The following is an 18,079-nucleotide window of genomic DNA, read 5'->3' on the forward strand; positions in this document are numbered from 1 at the left end:
ATAATCCACTTAGATAAACAATAATATAATTTTAGGAATAAAATGAGCAAATCATTATACGAAACACTTGAGATTGCAGAGAGTGCAAATGAGAGCGAAATAAAAAAAGCATATAGAAAGTTAGCGAGAAAGTACCATCCAGATATAAACAAAGAAGCTGGAGCGGAAGATAAGTTTAAAGAGATAAATTCTGCTTATGAGATTTTAAGTGACAAGCAGAAAAAACAACAGTATGACATGCATGGTGACTCCATGTTCGGTGGGCAAAACTTTCATGATTTTTCCCGCTCACATGGTGGCGGCGGTCAAGGTGATTTAGATGATATCCTAAGAAGTATGTTCTCTGGCGGTGGTTTTGGAGGTTTTGGAGGTGGCGGTTTTTCGCAACAGCGACAGCAACAACCGAATCTGGATATAGAGACAAGTGTAATAATTCCATTTAGTGTTTCAATTCTTGGAGGCTCACACTCTGTATCTGTAAATGGAGACAGATTTGACATAAAAATTCCAGCAGGTGTTAAGAGTGGCGAGAAAATGCGTGTTAAAGGAAAAGGTCATGCGCAGGGCGGAAGAGCAGGGGATCTATTTTTAAAGATAAATGTAGCGGTTAGTCCTGATTATATCAGAGAAGACGATGACATCATTAAAACTTTTGATGTTCCACTTTCTGCGGCTCTTTTTGGTGAAAAAATATCTATACAGACCTTAGAAAAAGAGATAAAACTTAAAGTTCCTCAAAATACTAAAAATGGACAAAGGTTTCGTGTAAAAGAGATGGGTGCAATGAACCGCAAGACAAGTGTTAGAGGAAACTTATATCTAGAGGCGAATATTGTTTTACCAAAAGTTGATGACTTAGATGAAGATCTTGTAGAGTTAATGAAAGAAAAACTACCAAAAGAGTAGTTAATAAAGTAAAAATTAAAGGGAGTAAGTTATGATACACCAGTATGATGAGCCAGTTTATTTGATTAGTATTGTTGCAAAAATATTAGATATCCATCCACAAACTCTTAGACAGTATGAGAGAGAAAATCTTGTATCTCCATCTAGAACAAATGGAAGAATAAGGCTATATTCTCAAAGAGATATTGACAGAATAAAACTGATTTTAAGAATGACTCGTGAACTGGGAGTAAACTTAGCCGGCGTAGACATTATCTTAAGACTAAAAGAGAATGTCGATGAAATGGAACAAGAAATTTCAGAACTTAGACAAGAAGTTACTCGTGCACATAGCACTCGTTCTGTCTCACCAAATAAATCCCTCGTTACTAAAAAAAGCATCTATGAGATGATAATATTTGAGAGTAAATAAATATAATTTATTTACTTCACTGTTGCTCTTTTAGCCTTATTATATCTGCTCCAACATTTTGCAGTTTCTTTTCAAGTGAATCATAACCGCGATCAAGATGATAAATACGGTGAACATCTGTAGTTCCATCAGCCACTAGTCCTGCTAAAACAAGGGCACTCGAAGCTCTTAAATCTGTTGCCATAACATCTGTTCCACTAAGTTTAGACTTGCCATTTACTGTTGCAACATGACCGTTTAGAGATATGTCAGCACCCATTCTCTGTAGTTCACTAACGTGCATAAATCTATTTTCAAACAGTCTCTCCTCGATAATAGAGGTTCCATTCGCCTGAGTTGCAAGTGCTAAAAATTGAGCTTGCATGTCTGTTGGAAATGCTGGATACTCCTGTGTAACAATTTTAACTGGTTTTATTATCTCTGATGGATGGATTGTAATCGTATCTGGCGTGATAGTGAACGTACTTCCCATCTCTTCGAGTTTTGATAACACTGCGCTTAAATGTTTTGCATTGACTGAAGTTAGTGTTAGTTCTGATCTGGTAATTGCACCTGCACAAAGATACGTGCCAGCTTCTATCCTGTCAGGTATAACAGAAAACTCTTCAATATCTATAAGTTTTCCAGAAGTTCCTTGGATTGTTAAAACAGCTGTTCCTATACCATCAATCTCAACCCCGTTAGAATTTAAGATTTCGCATAGCTGAACTACTTCTGGTTCTCTTGCCGCATTTGTTATTGTTGTGCTTCCATGAGCTAAAGCTGCCGCCATAACGATGTTTGCAGTTCCAGTAACAGTAATCTTGTCAAATATGATTTCGCAGCCCTTTAAGCCATCAGGTGCAGAGGCTTCAATATAACCAGCTTTAATATCTATTTTTGCGCCCATTTGCTCCAAAGCTTTTAAGTGTAAATCAATTGGTCTTTGACCTATTGCACAGCCACCTGGAAGTGAGACTTCGCAGTGCCCAAACCTAGCTAAAATAGGACCTAAAACTAAAATAGAAGCCCGCATGGTTTTTACAATATCATACGTTGCCTTTGTCTCGGTAAGCGAAGATGTGTCAACTGTTGTTATCTCATCGCCTCTATTAAATGTTGCGCCAAGATTTGAAAGTAGTTTTAATAGTGTATTTATATCTGCAACATGTGGCAGATTCTTTATGCTAACATTGTTCTTTGCGAGTATTGTCATTGCAATAAGTGGGAGAGATGCATTTTTTGCACCAGAGATTTTAATTTGCCCATTAAGAGATTTAACTCTTTTTATTTGTAAGTAGTCCATTTGAATCTTTATGTAAACTTTTAAAAACATTATATCTTATTTTGATATAATTTTGTTAAAGAGTTGTATCGGCTCTTTCTCATCAAAGATGAATCTTTAGTGACTGAGTAAGGGATGGACTTGTCCATATTTTACGAGATTTAATAATAGGAATATTGAATGAGTGCAGCTCTTGATAGACTAAAAAATTTAACAAATAAAATCTCAAGTTATGAGACTGCCAGAAAAGACAATCTAAAGATTCTAGAAAACTTATATAAAGACATAGGGATTGATGAAAAAGTTGAAGAGTTTAGTGAACTATTTAATTTTAAAGCTGTTAACCTCTCTGGAGCATCACTTCTTGTTGAAAATTTGGGTGAAATTAAAAATGGAAAATATTTGCAAATTTTAGCCATAGGCTATGATAAAGATGCCGTTGTAAAGAGTAAGAACACCTCTTTGGGCTACTTTGGAAAAGCTGAAAATGTAGATGTGGAGCTAAAAGATAAAATCGTAGAGTTTATACTTAGGTTTAGATTTGAGAAAAGTTTTATGACACTTGAACATTACCACACCATGCTACTACCTTTTAAGCACAATGAGTAAATTTTATTTTCTGCTTTGGCTCAAATGGGCTGCGAGATTGGTTACATGTAGTATTATTTTGGCGTATGCCATAACTATTATAATTACATCGTTTATATATTATTCATCAAGTATGCCAACATTTAATAGTGAAGTATTTCAAGCACTTAGAGATATTTTGGAATTTTGGTTTCCTATAGTTTGGAGCGTTACTCTTCTCTTGGCACTTTTTAGAGGGATGAAATATATATTTAATACATGTATAAATGGTTATGAGTTTAAACTTCTTAACTGCAAAAGTGATGAGACAATAGAGATCATAGGCTATGGAGACTTGGTAAAAGTTTGGCGTAAATGGTTTATGTTAATTATTTGGCTTGTAGGTTCTATAATGGTTTTGTCAATAGCTTATACATCCATTTTTACATCTTTTAGTGGCATCTTTGAGTGGTTTAGTATCTACTGGCTTTTTTGTTTTATTTTACTTAGTGGTTATTTTTCCTTTATCATTCTTGGCTCTAGGTGCAAGAGAGTAAAGATTGTAAAATGCTGATATTTCTAGATGTTGAAACAACGGGACTAGAGAGTGCTGACAGAATTTGTTCTATTGGTCTTATTGCAGTAGATGGCGATAAAATAATTTCAAAATATGACCTTGTAAATGAAGGTAAAAAAATATCTTCAAAAGCTTCAAGTATAAACCATATTACAAATGAGATGATAAAAGATAAACCTAAACTAGCTGAGTGTGAAACATATATGTTTTTACAAGAACATAACAATGAAAATTCAACAATAATAGCCCATAACCTAAAGTTTGATTTGAAAATGTTAGCTACATGTAACTTTAAACCAAATACCAAACTAATAGATACACTAAGAGTGACTAAACACCTTATAGCAGAGTGTGAACAGTTCTCTTTACAGTTTTTAAGGTATGAATTACAGCTATATAAGATAGAAGAAAAAGAGGCTCTTAAATGTGGAATAACAGAGGATATCTCGGCGCACAATGCATTGATTGATTCTTTACATGTAGAGCTTTTATATGAGTATCTTTTAGAAATATCTTCACATGTAGAGATGATTGAACTTAGCTTTAAAAATGTGCAGATAGAGAAGTTTGAATTTGGAAAATATAGTGGTCGATACATTGAAGAGATTGCTATGATAGATAGAGCTTATTTAGAGTGGATGCTTAGCAATATTATGGATTTAGATGAAGATTTGCGCTATAGTATCAATTACAATTTAGAGGGGTAATTATGAAAGTAGCAGTTGAGTGTAAGTCACCGCTAATGCAAAAATCATTAGAACTTTTTTTGGATAAGCACCTTAGCTCTTTAAAGCAGTGCGATATTGTTATAAGAGATGAAAAGTGCCTTAATGATGTTAGATGTGTTTATATCTCCAGTGACAAGAGTGCAGATATAGTAAAACCATTTTCAAAGTCTCAATTAATTTTAGCACTTGAGCAAAAATATAAGAGTATGCAAAGCGAGAATTTAGAAATAAAGAGTGTAGTAGAAGATAATGAAATATTTAACGAGTATGCCCCTTTGGACTTTGATATTTTAGAAAAACGAATTGAGTCTCTAACAAAAGAGTACCAAACTAATATTTTAAAAGCAGTGAGAGCATTTTATGAAGAGTAATTTAGTCACAAAAAAAATCATTTCCGGAAAGTTTAAAAACAAAGTTTTAAAATTACCATCTAAAGCAACGACAAGAACATCAAAGTCTATAGTTTTAGAGTCTTTTTTTAATACTTTACAGTTTGATATAATAGATGCAAACTTCGTTGAACTCTTTTCGGGAAGCGGTTCTATAGGCCTAGAGGCACTTAGTCGTGGAGCCAAAAGTATTATGTTTATGGAACGTGACCGTGATGCTATTAAAGTTTTAAAAGAAAATATAGAACAAACTGACCCTAGCTCTTGTGAAGTTTTTGCTGGAGATACTTTTGTAAATATAAAAAGTGTTCTGAAAAACCTTCAAAAAAGAGATGAGTCAGCATATTTTTATATTGACCCACCTTTTAGTGTAAGAGAAGGGATGGAAGATATATATGACAAAACAATAGAGTTGATAGCTTCTTTGCCAAAAGAGAGAGTTGAGTTGATTATAATAGAGCATATGACAGGTCTAGAAATCCCAGAAAAGATAGGTGCTTTCTCTCTTAAAAAATCTAAAAAATTTGGAAATACAACACTAACCTACTACATATAATCTCTTTTTAGGAGATAATTGGTTAATTGGAATAATATTTGCTGATATTTTGCTAATTCAAGGATTAGCTATGAGAAATTTTATTCTATTTTTACTTACTATTACTACCCTTTACTCTGCTAAAGTAAGTGATGTTGCAAATATTGTCGGAGTAAGGGACAATCATCTTATAGGTTATTCTCTTGTTATAGGTCTTAAAAAGACTGGTGATGGAACAACTTCAAAATTTACTCTTCAATCAATCGCGAATATGTTAAAAGCAATGAACATCGATATGGACCCTGTAGATATAAAATCAAAAAATGTTGCCGCAGTTGTTGTTACAGCAGAACTCGCTCCATTTTCTAGACAAGGTGATAAGTTTAATATAACTGTATCATCAATAGGAGATGCAAAATCGCTAGAGGGCGGAACACTCTTGATGACTCCTTTAAAAGGGGTTGACGGTAAAATTTATGGTCTAGCACAAGGCGCAGTAAGTATCGGTGGGCGAAATGGAAAAGGTGCAGGAGTAGACTCTCATCCAACAGTTGGTCTAATATACAATGGCGGTTTAGTTGAGCGTGAGATTTCAATAGATTTATATAATCAAGAGTATGTAACACTATCTTTAAAAGAGTCTAATTTTAAGAACAGTGTTTCAATTCAAAAAAATATAAATAGTTTTTACAATACTCAAGTAGCGGTTGCTATGGATCCTAGAACAATAAAGCTAAAAAAACCGAAAAACAGAAGTATGATAGAGTTTTTAGCGGAAGTTCAAGATATAGATATGAACTATAGTGTTAAAAGTAAAATAGTTATAAATGAGAGAACTGGAACAATAATCTCAGGTGTCGGAATTAAAATCAAACCAATTATTATGACTCATGGCGATATTACAATAAAAATTACAGAGCAAAACACTTTAAGTAATCCAGCTGGAGCGATGGTTGTTGATGAAAATATGATTATTGGTATGAACGAGAATGAGTTGTACACTAAAACTGGAACTACAACTGTAGCAAACTTGGTTCGCTCTTTGCAAAAATTGGGAGCCTCTCCAAAGGATATTATTTCAATTTTAGAAGCGATGAAAAGTGCTGGCAGTATATCTGCAGAGTTAAAGGTAATATAATGTACGGATCAAATTCAATAAATATGCAAGCCAACTATATGTCACAACAACACCAAATTCCTAAAATTGATCCAAAAGCAGAAAATGCTGAATTAAGAGAGCAAACAGATGCTTTTGAGTCAGTAATATTAAAAATGCTTATGGATAATGCTATGAAAGATGAAAAAAATCTTTTTTCAGATCAAAATGATCCAGGGGATAAAATTTATAAATCTATGTATAGAGATGAACTTGCAAAGGCTAGTGCAGGAGGTTTTGGATTTTCTCAAATGTTATATGATTTTTTGAGTGAAAAAGCTTAAGTTTTTTCTTTTTTTGTCGATGTTACTGTATAGAGAGAAACTAATAGATAAAGAAAGGATTGATAATGATTTCACAAATCAATAGCGGGGCTATACGTAGTGCTTACTCAAATAGTTCTGGGGAAAGCAAAGAAGTGTCAGATAAGAAAGTCACAACAGTCTCTAAACAGGGGGACACAAGCAAAGTGGACCAGATAAAAGAGGCTCTTGAGTCTGGAGAATATAAAATCAACATAGAAGCTTTATCTGAAAAAATAGCCGAAGAGTTGTTAAGTTAAAATTAAGGATTAGAAATGCTATCTTATCATTTACAAAGTGCATTAGGCGACTTGAGAGATTTAATAAAAATTACAGAATCTGATGTAGAAGATATCAAAGAAGCACGGAATAATCCTCAATTTGAGAGACTAGCACTAAAAGAAGAAAAATTAAAAAGTTTTGAATCAAAAAAAGCTATGATTGACCACGAGATATCGTCGTTAATGACAAAAAGTCCTGACAAAGATTTGCCGGATCTTTTAAATGAAGAACAACATACCGCTTTAGGTGAACTTAGAGTGGAACTTTCAAATTTAAGAGAAGTAAATAAGCGATACGCAAAATTGGTTTTAGCAGTTAGTAATTTATATAATACGTTTTTGGAAAGAATAGTACCAACAGAAATGCAGGGATACAAAAAAGTAGCATCAAAAAATTCTGCAATTCTGGAAGTGAGAGTATAAGATGCCATCAATTTTCAGCTCATTAAATATTGGATATACAGGTCTTAGTGCTTCACAAGTCGGTATTGATACAACAGCCCATAATATTTCTAACGCTGACAGTGATGGTTATACAAGACAACGAGTTGTGACAACTGCAGCAACGCCAATAAATAGTACAAGTGGAAATATTGGTAACGGTACTGAGATATTGGCAATTGAGAGGATTTTTGATAATTTTGTATTTGACAGGTACGTCACTCTATCTTCAGATAAAGAGTTTAGCGATTACGAGAAAAAAACTTTGCAAGAGCTCTCTTCATATTTTCCAGAGATTGATAATGTCGGGATAAAAGCAAGCATGCAAGAGTATTACAACATGTGGCAAAGTTTTTCTGATAATCCTGATAATGATGCTATTAAGTTGGCCCTAGCAAAACAGACTGAAGCTTTGTCAGATCACATTACGCAAGTACAAAACCAAGTTACATCACTACAAGCACAAATAAATGATGAGTTGGCAGTGAATGTCAATGAAGTTAACTCTTTAGCAAAAGAATTATCAGAATTAAATTTGTCTATTGCTACAGCTGAAAATGGCAGCGACTATACAGCAAATGATTTAAGAGATAAAAGAAATGTTCTTGAAAGAGATCTTTCAAGATTAATCGGTTCTAATGTAAATTCTGGTTTAATAAAGTCAAACATAAATATCGATAGCTCTTCAAATATCAAAACAGAAACTTACCTATTGAGTGTTAATGGTTTTAATATTGTTGATGGAAACACTTTTCATCCTATTCATATCTCAAAAGCAAGTAATCCAAAAGGATTTTATGAAATTTCTTATGAGAGACAAGATGGCACATTACTCCCGATGGCAGAAAAAATATCTGGTGGTAAAATAGGTGCTATCTTAGATCTAAGAGGTGGAGCAATTGACACAACTAGTGGTTTGCCTGTGGATGGTACAATACAAAATGTAGTCTCTGAGCTTGATGCTTTCGCACAAGCTCTCATTGAAGCTACAAATAATCTTTACGCACAAACTCCAACTACTAAAATGGAGTCTAATCCTATATCTGGTTTAATTGGTTCAGACCCTCTTCTTAGCTCTTCATTGAACTTTAAAGAGGGAACATTTGATTTAATTATATATGATATTGATGGTAATGAAGCATCTAGACGAAGTATAACTATTGATCCAACTACAACTATGACTGGGCCTATTGGTTCTAATTCAATAGAAGCTCAAATTGGGGCACAGATAGATGATAATAATGACGGAAATGCAAATAACGATATAGATAATTTTTTTAAAAATGGTTTTAACTTTGTCAATTATGCAAGTGGTGACAGTGGACTAGAGCTAAGTATTGACCCTTTATCAAAATCTAAAGGCTACACTTTTAGTATTGAAGACACTCTAAAAGATGGTTCATTTGATTCTGGGACAAATTTTGCAGGTGTGTTAGGATTGAATAGATTCTTTGATGGAAATAGTGCTAAAAATATAGACCTAAACCTCTCCTTTAAAGATAACCCTACGCTTCTTTCATCTGGATACTCTTCAACAACAGGAGATAATAGATTAGCTCTTGATATGATTCAGCAACAGTTTGAAAAATATGATTTTAACATAGGCAGTACCACTTACAATAGTACGATGTATGGAATGTTTGATATTATAGCTACAGAAGTTGGGACAGCAACCAATAGTGCTATGGTAAGAAATGACACAGTTACAGCACAATTTAATGCTACAGAAATGGAATACTCCTCTGTTTCAAAAGTTAGTATGGACGAAGAGATGACAAATTTAATAAGATATCAAACAGCATATGGTGCTGCCGCTAAAATAATAACTACTATTGATCAAATGATGCAGACACTCCTCGGTATTAAACAGTAATATAGAATATGAATTTTCCAAAATTTAGTATTTTTATGCTTCTTATTGTATTTATTTTTTCTTTTTTAGGTTCATTTTTTTATGGTGTAGATGCTTATATCTTAGATAGTGAATCTATTTTGCTAGCTCCCTCTATGCAAAACCTTTTAGGTACAGATAGGCTAGGAAGAGATATATTGGCAAGATTGATGGAGGGTGGAAAAGTTTCACTTACTATTGGTGTTGGAAGTGCACTTATTGCCTCAATTGTAGGTTTGATTTTGGGCTCTATGGCAGGCTACTTTAGAGGAGCAGTTGACAAAGGCTTTATAGTTTTAGTTGATCTCTTTTTAACATTTCCGACTTTTTTTCTTCTTTTGGCATTAGTTAGTTATGTAAATGCTTCTGCTTGGGTATTAATAGTAATCATATCAATTACAGGCTGGATGACAACAGCAAGACTAATTCGCTCAGAGAGTTTTAAAATAACATCACAGCCATACATAAAGATACTAAATATTGCTAATGTTAGTAAGTTGAAAATTTTATTTAAATATTACGCCCCTATTTTGGCACCTATATATTTTGTTAGTTTTACTTTTGGTGTAGGTGGTGCAATATTAGCAGAGTCTGCTCTTAGCTTTTTGGGCTTAGGGATTGTTGCTCCACAGATGAGCTGGGGGACTATTTTAAGCGGTGGAAAAGATGTTGTTGAAATTGCTTGGTGGGTTAGTTTTTTCCCAGGACTTATGATATTTTTAGTTACATTTTCACTTATAAATATTTCAAACTATTTACAGCAATTAACAAACAAAAAGCAGATTCAAAACTCATAGTAATTAAAGTAGTATCAATTTTGAAAATGATATAATATACGTTAATGGTGTTTTGACTGAGGATGAAATAAATATGATTTTAATGATAGATAACTATGATAGTTTTACATATAACATTGTACAGTACTGTAGAGAATTGGGTGCTGATTTAAAAATTATTAGAAATGACGAAATGAGCGTCGAAGAGATAGAAGCCCTTAATCCAGAGAAGATTATTATATCTCCAGGACCAGCATCTCCGGATGAAGCAGGTGTGACACTAAAAGTCATTGAGCACTTTAAAGATAAATTACCAATACTAGGCATTTGCTTAGGCCATCAAAGTATAGCGCAGGCATTTGGAGCAAATGTAGTTAGAGCAAAAAACATGATGCATGGTAAGACATCTGTAATGAAACAAAGCTCTACATGTAGAATATTTGAAAATATTCCACAAGAGTTTACTGCGACAAGATATCACTCTCTTATAGTAGATAAAGATTCACTTCCAAGCGATATAGAGCCAACAGCATACAGCACTGATGATAATGAAATAATGGCTTTAAAAGTTAAAGACAGAGAAGTTTACGGTGTTCAGTTTCACCCTGAATCTATTATGAGTCAGTTTGGACACGAAATAATTGGAAATTTTTTAAAAATATGAATATTAGATACATCTTATTCTTAATATTAGGATTAGATGCATTAATACTTATCTTACAGACTGTAGAGTTATCTGCGTCCTATTATGAAGTGTCACTTTTATATGGTGAATACTCATTTTTACAAGCCATTGTTAAAGCTTCAATTTATCTTTTAGGACAAAATGACTTTGCTCTACGGCTTCCTATGATTATCCTTCATATATTCAGTACTATATTACTATATAAAATATCTGAAAAGTATGTAAAAATTCAAAAAAATAGAATTTGGCTCGTACTCATATTTGTATTATTACCAGGAGTTATGAGCTCTGCTATAATTGTTAATGAAGCTGGTTTAGTATTATTCGGATTGTTTTTGTTTGTATATGTATATGAAAACTATTCACAAAAATTTATCTATTTATTGCTAAGTATATATTTATTAGTTAGTGGTGGTTTTATATATTTATATTTATCTCTAGTGGCTTACTCACTATATAAAAAAGATAACTCATTTTTTATTTTTAATTTATTGCTATTTTCTCTCTCATTATTATTATACGGTATAGATGCACATGGTTCCCCTAGAGGGCATATTCTAGATTCTATAGGTCTTTATGCTGCTATTTTTACACCTGTTATATTTGTGTATGTTTTTTACGTTTTATATAAAAGGTACTTAACTAAAGATATTGAACTTTTGTGGTTTATATCTTCGGTCGCTTTTGTATTATCACTGTTGCTTTCATTCAGACAAAGAGTTAATATAGAAGAATTTGCGCCATACCTTATACTTGCCCTTCCATTAGTGGCACAAACTTTTGAGCACTCTTATAGAGTTAGATTAAAGAAGTTTAGAAAAAGTTATAGACTAATCTTTATTGTTTCGCTATCACTATTATTTATAAATAGTTCTGCAGTGCTATTTAATAAATACTTATATCATCTAATTGAAGATCCTGAAAAACATTTCTCTTACAAGATGCATGTTGCTAAAGAATTAGCAATAGAATTAAAAAACAGAGGCATTTCTTGTATAAGTACAAATATAAAAATGTCCCAAAGATTAAAATTTTATGGTGTAACTAAATGCAACAACTATAAGCTAGAAGAAAATGCCTTTGACTCAATAAATAGCAGTAGTGTAACAATAAGTTACAAAAACAGGGTTGTATATTCCACTTTTGTTACAAAAATAAACACAAACTAAATATATTTGATATTAGGACTCTAGAAATGGTGCTTAGTTAATTAACAATATGATAAAATTTCGTAAATTAAAAATAGGGAGTTGCAATGGCTCAAAAATCGATTAGAGAATTTGACGCAAAATCAATTTTAGCAAAACATTGGGATAAGTATTTTCCAGATTTTACTTATGCTTATGAAACTGTAATGGTTCAAAATGGAAAAGAACTGACTGAGGCATCTAAAAGTAAGTCTTGGTTAAAAGAAAAAGCACTTGTTGCTAAACCAGATATGCTTTTTGGAAAAAGAGGCAAGAATGATTTAGTTCTATTTAGAGATACAAAGCCAGGTGATGTTTCTTTAGCAAAAGCTACTAGCTGGATTGATGAGAAATCATCTTCTGAGCAAACAGTTTATTTTTCATTTGATGGTGATACTCCAACAGGTGAAGCTAAGACAGATATGTTAACTCACTTTGTGGTTGAGCCGTTCACTCCACATACACAAGAAGAAGAGTATTATATCTCTGCTACATGTGTAGGTGATAATGACATGCTTTACATGTCAGCTGAAGGTGGAATGGAAGTTGAAGAGGGATGGGATGAAAAAGTTACTGAAGTAGCTTTTGCTATTACTGACACTGAAGAACAAATTGCTAACAAAATTAAAGCACATATTCCTGCAGATGTAGCAGCTGCTGATAAAGCAAAGTTTGCTGAATTTGCAATAGGTTTCTTTAAAGCTTACAGAGAGTTAAATTTTGCATATTTAGAAATCAACCCTTTTGTAATGCAAGACAATAAAATTGAATTACTTGATATGGTTGCAAAACTAGATGATACTGCTGGATTTATGATGGTAGATGAGTGGGGTGATGTAGATTATCCAACTTCATTTGGGATGGAAGAAAAATCTCCTGAAGTTTTAGCTATTGAAGATGCAGATAGTAAATCTGGTGCTTCTTTAAAGCTTACAATCTTAAAACCAGAAGCTAGAATCTGGACTATGGTTGCAGGTGGTGGTGCTTCAGTTGTTTATGCTGATACAATTGCTGATTTAGCTGGTATTGATGATTTAGCTAATTATGGTGAGTACTCTGGGGGACCAACTACAAGTGAGACTAAGTTTTACGCAGATACTTTAATTGACTTAATGACAAGACATAAGGATGCAGAAGGCAAAGATAAAATTCTTATCATTGGTGGTGCAATTGCGAATTTTACAGATGTAGCAAAAACATTTACAGGTATTATTCAGTCATTTGAGGCTTATGCTGATAAGATGAAAGAGCATAATACAAAAATTTATGTAAGACGTGGTGGACCAAACTATGAAAAAGGTCTTAAAGACATCAAAGAAGCTGCTGATAGATTAGGTCTTTACATAGAAGTTTATGGCCCAGAAACTCACGTAACCGATATTGTGCGTATGGCACTAACTAAGTAAGGGAAAAATATGCAACAATTATTTACTAAAGATACACAAGCAATTTTCTGGAATAACAATAAAACAGCTATTCAGAGAATGTTAGATTATGATTATACAATTCAAAGAAAAACTCCTTCAGTAGCTGCTATTGTAGCTCCTACAAGTGGAAATAAATTTGAGAAGTTCTTTTATGGTCCAGATGAAGTTATGATTCCACTTTATAAAACTACAGTTGCAGCAAAAGCTGCTCAGCCTCAAGCTGATGTACTTTTAAACTTTGCATCTTTTAGAACTGCTTATGATGTAACTATGGAAGCTTTAAATATTGGTGGTTTTTCATCAATCATGATTACAGCTGAAGGTATCCCTGAGAGACTTGCTCGTAGAATGAATGAATTTGCTCGTGAACAAAATGTTATTGTTATTGGTCCGGCAACTGTTGGTGCAATTGTTCCAGGCGCATTTAAAATTGCAAATATTGGTGGAACAATTGAAAATATTGTTCAGTCAAAACTTCACCGCGCAGGTTCATGTGGACTTGTAACTCGTTCAGGTGGTCTGTTCAATGAGCTTTCAAATATTATTTCTATAAATGCTGATGGTATTGCTGAGGGTGTTGCTATTGGTGGAGATAGATTTGTTGGATCTGTATTTATTGATAACATGCTAAGAATGGAAAAAAATCCAGCAGTAAAATATATGATTTTACTTGGTGAAGTTGGCGGTACTGAAGAGTATAAAGTTATCGAAGCAATCAAAGAAGGCAAAATCACTAAGCCAGTTATTGCTTGGTGTATTGGCACAATCGCTAAATATTATGACAGTGGTGTTCAGTTTGGTCATGCTGGTGCATCTGCAAATGGCGAAATGGAAACTGCTGAATATAAAAATAGAGCAATGGCTGAAGCTGGTATTCATGTTCCAGAATCATTCAATGATTTACCTAATATGATAAAAACAGTATTTACAGGTTTAAACCTTCCTGAGATTCCTGAGCCTGAAATGAGCGTATGTCCTAAAGTTAGAAAGTCTAAAGAGTTTATCTGTACTATTTCTGATGATAGAGGAGATGAGGCTACGTATGCTGGTTTCCCAATCTCTTCTGTTGCTACTCCTGAGACTGGTAAAGGTATTGGTGATGTTGTTTCACTATTATGGTTCAAAAAACAGTATCCAAAGTGGGCTACAGAGTTTATTGAAACAGTAATCAAAACTGTTGCAGACCACGGTCCTGCCGTTTCTGGTGCTCATAATGCAAAAGTCACAGCAAGAGCTGGCAAGTCAGTTGTTGAATCACTGGTAACTGGTCTTTTAACTATCGGTCCAAGATTTGGTGGTGCTATCGATGGTGCTGCTAAATATTTCAAACATGCAGATGACAATAATCTTGACCCTAAAGCTTTCTTGAACTACATGAAAGGCGAGGGTGTTCCAATTCCAGGAATTGGACACAGAATTAAGTCTCTTAAAAACCCAGACTTACGTGTTGAAGGTCTTAAGAAATTTGCAAAAGAGCATTTCCCAAGTACTCCACTACTTGACTATGCATTAACTGTTGAGCAATTAACAACATCTAAAAAAGAGAATCTTATTCTTAATGTTGATGGTACAATTGGTATATTAATGGTAGACATGTGGAGAGCACTTGGTTATGATGAAGCTGAAATCAATGAATTTATTGAATCAGGTACTCTTAACTCATTCTTCATTCTAGGCCGTACAATAGGTTTTATCGGTCATGTACTAGATGAAAAACGTCTTGCAATGCCAATGTACAGACACCCAATGTCTGACATTCTTTACGATGTTCAAATGGCAGAAAAAATATAATATAATTTTCTAAATTCAAGGAGAACTCTCTCCTTGAAAACTCCAATCTCCTTCTAGACTAGCACTTCTGTCTATATCAGTTTTAATTTTTAAATCTTTTTGATATACTTATAATAAACATATTTGATTGGATTGTATATGAAAAAAGCGTTTACTATGTTGGAATTGGTAATGGTGATTGTTGTTGTTGGTATAATATCCGCAGTAGTAATTCCTAGAACTCAATCAAATAGCTTGAGAGAAGCGGCAGTACAGGTTATTTCACATATAAGATACACACAGCACCTTGCTATGGTTGATGATAAGTTTAATGCTAATAATCCAAATTGGTTTGTAGCAAGGTGGCAAATTTTTTTTCAACTAGATAATTCAGGTAATGGAAATAATGTTTATTCAATTTATTCTGACAGAGATTTAGATGATGCTGTAAATCCAGATAATGGTGAAATGGCACTTAATCCTTTGTCAAAAGAGCAAATGACAGGTAATTCACTTTTTAATGATAGAACAAGAGATATGGATTTAAGTGAACAATATGGTATAAATAATATAAATACAGATAGTTGCGCAGCAGGTGTGCAAAGAATATTCTTTGATCACTTAGGGAGACCACATGTGAATAATAATACATTATATGGTGATTTGTTAACAAATCGTTGCAGTATTGTTTTAATTAATGGAGAAGGAAATATTACAATAGCAGTAGAACCGGAAACAGGATATGCTCATATATTATAATAACTAATATATTAAAACGCCAAAACTAAACACCCAAGAAAAACTTTTTAAATTCTTTCAAAAAAGCCTTGACATTGAATACATAATCTCCTATAATTCCCATCCACAAACAATGAGACCTTAAGTTAAGGCCTAGAGAGACTTCGAGTAGAAGCTTTTGAATATGTTTGAGATCATTGAAAACTAAGCAAGTAAATAGACGAGATAACTAATAACAAATTAGTTAATTAGTCACTATAAGTTTACTTAGAAATAACTAATATAACAACAACCGTCTATTCTATTTGGTCTATAGCAATATAGATACCCAAGTAGTAATAGATACTATACAAAACTAGGGGAACCGATTTTATCGCAAGATAAAAAGTTTCTTTAGAAAAAAGTCCACTAACTATTTATAGATAGTGGCAATAAAGCCAATGAATTTTAATTCTTGGGCAATGATCAGTAATTTCACAGCAATGTGATCTTTACATAATTTAATTATGGAGAGTTTGATCCTGGCTCAGAGTGAACGCTGGCGGCGTGCTTAACACATGCAAGTCGAACGATGAAGAAGAGCTTGCTCTTTGGATTAGTGGCGCACGGGTGAGTAATATATAGTTAATGTACCTTCAAGACCGGGATAGCCATTGGAAACGATGATTAATACTGGATATACCTTCTCTACTTAAGTAGAGTCGGGAAACGTTTTTTCGCTTGAAGATCAGACTATATCCCATCAGCTTGTTGGTGAGGTAAGAGCTCACCAAGGCAATGACGGGTAGCGGGTTTGAGAGGATGATCCGCCACACTGGTACTGAGACACGGACCAGACTCCTACGGGAGGCAGCAGTGAGGAATATTGCACAATGGGGGAAACCCTGATGCAGCAACGCCGCGTGGAGGATGACGCATTTCGGTGTGTAAACTCCTTTTATGAGTCAAGAAAATGACGGTAGCTCATGAATAAGCACCGGCTAACTCCGTGCCAGCAGCCGCGGTAATACGGAGGGTGCAAGCGTTACTCGGAATCACTGGGCGTAAAGGACGCGTAGGCGGGTTGGTAAGTCAGATGTGAAATCCTACAGCTCAACTGTAGAACTGCATTTGAAACTACTAACCTAGAGTATGGGAGGGGGAGATGGAATTAGTGGTGTAGGGGTAAAATCCGTAGATATCACTAGGAATACCTAAAGCGAAGGCGATCTCCTGGAACATTACTGACGCTAAGGCGTGAAAGCGTGGGGAGCAAACGGGATTAGATACCCCGGTAGTCCACGCCCTAAACGATGAACACTAGTCGTCGGGATGCTTGTCATCTCGGTGATGCACTTAACAGATTAAGTGTTCCGCCTGGGGAGTACGGTCGCAAGATTAAAACTCAAAGGAATAGACGGGGACCCGCACAAGTGGTGGAGCATGTGGTTTAATTCGAAGATACGCGAAGAACCTTACCTAGCCTTGACATTGATAGAACACACCAGAGATGGAGTGGTGCCCTTCGGGGAACTTGAAAACAGGTGCTGCACGGCTGTCGTCAGCTCGTGTCGTGAGATGTTGGGTTAAGTCCCGCAACGAGCGCAACCCTCGTCCTTAGTTGCCAGCAGGTTAAGCTGGGCACTCTAGGGAGACTGCCTTCGCAAGGAGGAGGAAGGTGAGGACGACGTCAAGTCATCATGGCCCTTATGGCTAGGGCTACACACGTGCTACAATGGGGCGTACAGAGAGTTGCAATACCGCGAGGTGGAGCCAATCTCACAAAGCGTCTCTCAGTTCGGATTGAAGTCTGCAACTCGACTTCATGAAGCTGGAATCACTAGTAATCGTAGATCAGCAATGCTACGGTGAATACGTTCCCGGGTCTTGTACTCACCGCCCGTCACACCATGGGAGTTGATTTCACCCGAAATTGGGAAGCTAACCTTCGGGAGGCTACCACTTACGGTGGAATTAGCGACTGGGGTGAAGTCGTAACAAGGTAACCGTAGGAGAACCTGCGGTTGGATCACCTCCTTTCTAGAGTAAAGTCAATCATTCATTTGAA

The 18,079-nt window shown here is 34.6% G+C and carries 19 protein-coding genes and 1 rRNA gene; 19 read left to right on the forward strand and 1 reads right to left on the reverse strand.

The window, feature by feature from the left end; genetic code table 11:
• The first annotated feature begins 42 nt into the window (after positions 1-42).
• Positions 43-906: a DnaJ C-terminal domain-containing protein gene (locus HUE87_RS02835; protein ID WP_194367233.1), complete on the forward strand. Its 864-nt coding sequence runs from the start codon at positions 43-45 to the stop codon at positions 904-906.
• 31 nt (positions 907-937) lie between these two features.
• Positions 938-1,318, forward strand: a complete 381-nt coding sequence (locus HUE87_RS02840; protein ID WP_194367234.1) for a heat shock protein transcriptional repressor HspR — start codon at positions 938-940, stop codon at positions 1,316-1,318.
• Between the two features lie 16 nt (positions 1,319-1,334).
• On the opposite strand, the gene murA is transcribed toward HUE87_RS02840, so the two are convergent.
• The gene (murA, locus tag HUE87_RS02845) at positions 1,335-2,603 is read right to left on the reverse strand and encodes a UDP-N-acetylglucosamine 1-carboxyvinyltransferase (RefSeq protein WP_194367235.1); all 1,269 of its coding nucleotides are present in this window, start codon (positions 2,601-2,603) and stop codon (positions 1,335-1,337) included.
• 159 nt (positions 2,604-2,762) lie between these two features.
• Between murA and HUE87_RS02850 the strand changes: the two genes are divergently transcribed.
• The 17 genes from HUE87_RS02850 to HUE87_RS02930 all read left to right on the forward strand — a co-directional run bounded on the left by HUE87_RS02850 (position 2,763) and on the right by HUE87_RS02930 (position 18,051).
• Positions 2,763-3,191, forward strand: a complete 429-nt coding sequence (locus HUE87_RS02850; protein ID WP_194367236.1) for a hypothetical protein — start codon at positions 2,763-2,765, stop codon at positions 3,189-3,191.
• On the forward strand, positions 3,184-3,723 hold the full coding sequence (locus HUE87_RS02855; protein WP_194367237.1) for a hypothetical protein: 540 nt from the start codon (positions 3,184-3,186) through the stop codon (positions 3,721-3,723). Before HUE87_RS02850 ends, HUE87_RS02855 begins: the two co-directional genes overlap by 8 nt.
• On the forward strand, positions 3,717-4,433 hold the full coding sequence (locus HUE87_RS02860; protein WP_194367238.1) for an exonuclease domain-containing protein: 717 nt from the start codon (positions 3,717-3,719) through the stop codon (positions 4,431-4,433). Before HUE87_RS02855 ends, HUE87_RS02860 begins: the two co-directional genes overlap by 7 nt.
• Before the next feature lie 2 nt (positions 4,434-4,435).
• The gene (locus HUE87_RS02865) at positions 4,436-4,825 is read left to right on the forward strand and encodes a hypothetical protein (RefSeq protein ID WP_194367239.1); all 390 of its coding nucleotides are present in this window, start codon (positions 4,436-4,438) and stop codon (positions 4,823-4,825) included.
• Positions 4,815-5,399: a 16S rRNA (guanine(966)-N(2))-methyltransferase RsmD gene (gene rsmD / locus HUE87_RS02870; RefSeq protein WP_194367240.1), complete on the forward strand. Its 585-nt coding sequence runs from the start codon at positions 4,815-4,817 to the stop codon at positions 5,397-5,399. The genes HUE87_RS02865 and rsmD overlap by 11 nt, the downstream gene beginning before the upstream one ends.
• A gap of 70 nt (positions 5,400-5,469) precedes the next feature.
• Complete coding sequence (locus tag HUE87_RS02875; RefSeq protein WP_194367241.1) at positions 5,470-6,516, forward strand: flagellar basal body P-ring protein FlgI; 1,047 nt, start codon at positions 5,470-5,472, stop codon at positions 6,514-6,516.
• On the forward strand, positions 6,516-6,818 hold the full coding sequence (locus HUE87_RS02880; protein WP_194367242.1) for a rod-binding protein: 303 nt from the start codon (positions 6,516-6,518) through the stop codon (positions 6,816-6,818). Before HUE87_RS02875 ends, HUE87_RS02880 begins: the two co-directional genes overlap by 1 nt.
• 65 nt (positions 6,819-6,883) lie before the next feature.
• Positions 6,884-7,096 carry a flagellar biosynthesis anti-sigma factor FlgM gene (locus tag HUE87_RS02885; protein ID WP_194367243.1) on the forward strand — a complete coding sequence of 71 codons (213 nt, stop codon included), beginning with the start codon at positions 6,884-6,886 and terminating at the stop codon, positions 7,094-7,096.
• A gap of 15 nt (positions 7,097-7,111) precedes the next feature.
• Complete coding sequence (locus HUE87_RS02890) at positions 7,112-7,540, forward strand: hypothetical protein (protein ID WP_194367244.1); 429 nt, start codon at positions 7,112-7,114, stop codon at positions 7,538-7,540.
• A gap of 1 nt (position 7,541) precedes the next feature.
• Complete coding sequence (gene flgK / locus HUE87_RS02895; protein ID WP_194367245.1) at positions 7,542-9,431, forward strand: flagellar hook-associated protein FlgK; 1,890 nt, start codon at positions 7,542-7,544, stop codon at positions 9,429-9,431.
• An 8-nt stretch (positions 9,432-9,439) separates the two neighbouring features.
• Entirely contained in the window at positions 9,440-10,246 is an 807-nt protein-coding gene (locus HUE87_RS02900; RefSeq protein WP_194367246.1) for an ABC transporter permease, read from the forward strand.
• 73 nt (positions 10,247-10,319) lie between these two features.
• On the forward strand, positions 10,320-10,889 hold the full coding sequence (locus tag HUE87_RS02905; protein ID WP_194367247.1) for an anthranilate synthase component II: 570 nt from the start codon (positions 10,320-10,322) through the stop codon (positions 10,887-10,889).
• The gene (locus tag HUE87_RS02910) at positions 10,886-12,079 is read left to right on the forward strand and encodes a hypothetical protein (protein ID WP_194367248.1); all 1,194 of its coding nucleotides are present in this window, start codon (positions 10,886-10,888) and stop codon (positions 12,077-12,079) included. Before HUE87_RS02905 ends, HUE87_RS02910 begins: the two co-directional genes overlap by 4 nt.
• Before the next feature lie 86 nt (positions 12,080-12,165).
• Positions 12,166-13,503: an ATP citrate lyase citrate-binding domain-containing protein gene (locus tag HUE87_RS02915; protein WP_194367249.1), complete on the forward strand. Its 1,338-nt coding sequence runs from the start codon at positions 12,166-12,168 to the stop codon at positions 13,501-13,503.
• A gap of 9 nt (positions 13,504-13,512) precedes the next feature.
• Positions 13,513-15,315, forward strand: coding sequence for a citrate/2-methylcitrate synthase (locus tag HUE87_RS02920; protein ID WP_194367250.1), 1,803 nt, complete (start codon positions 13,513-13,515; stop codon positions 15,313-15,315).
• A gap of 138 nt (positions 15,316-15,453) precedes the next feature.
• Entirely contained in the window at positions 15,454-16,053 is a 600-nt protein-coding gene (locus HUE87_RS02925; protein WP_194367251.1) for a prepilin-type N-terminal cleavage/methylation domain-containing protein, read from the forward strand.
• 482 nt (positions 16,054-16,535) lie between these two features.
• Positions 16,536-18,051 (forward strand): 16S ribosomal RNA (locus HUE87_RS02930).
• Positions 18,052-18,079: the final 28 nt, after the last annotated feature.

The sequence above is a fragment of the Candidatus Sulfurimonas marisnigri genome, assembly GCF_015265475.1.
Lineage (GTDB): Bacteria > Campylobacterota > Campylobacteria > Campylobacterales > Sulfurimonadaceae > Sulfurimonas > Sulfurimonas marisnigri.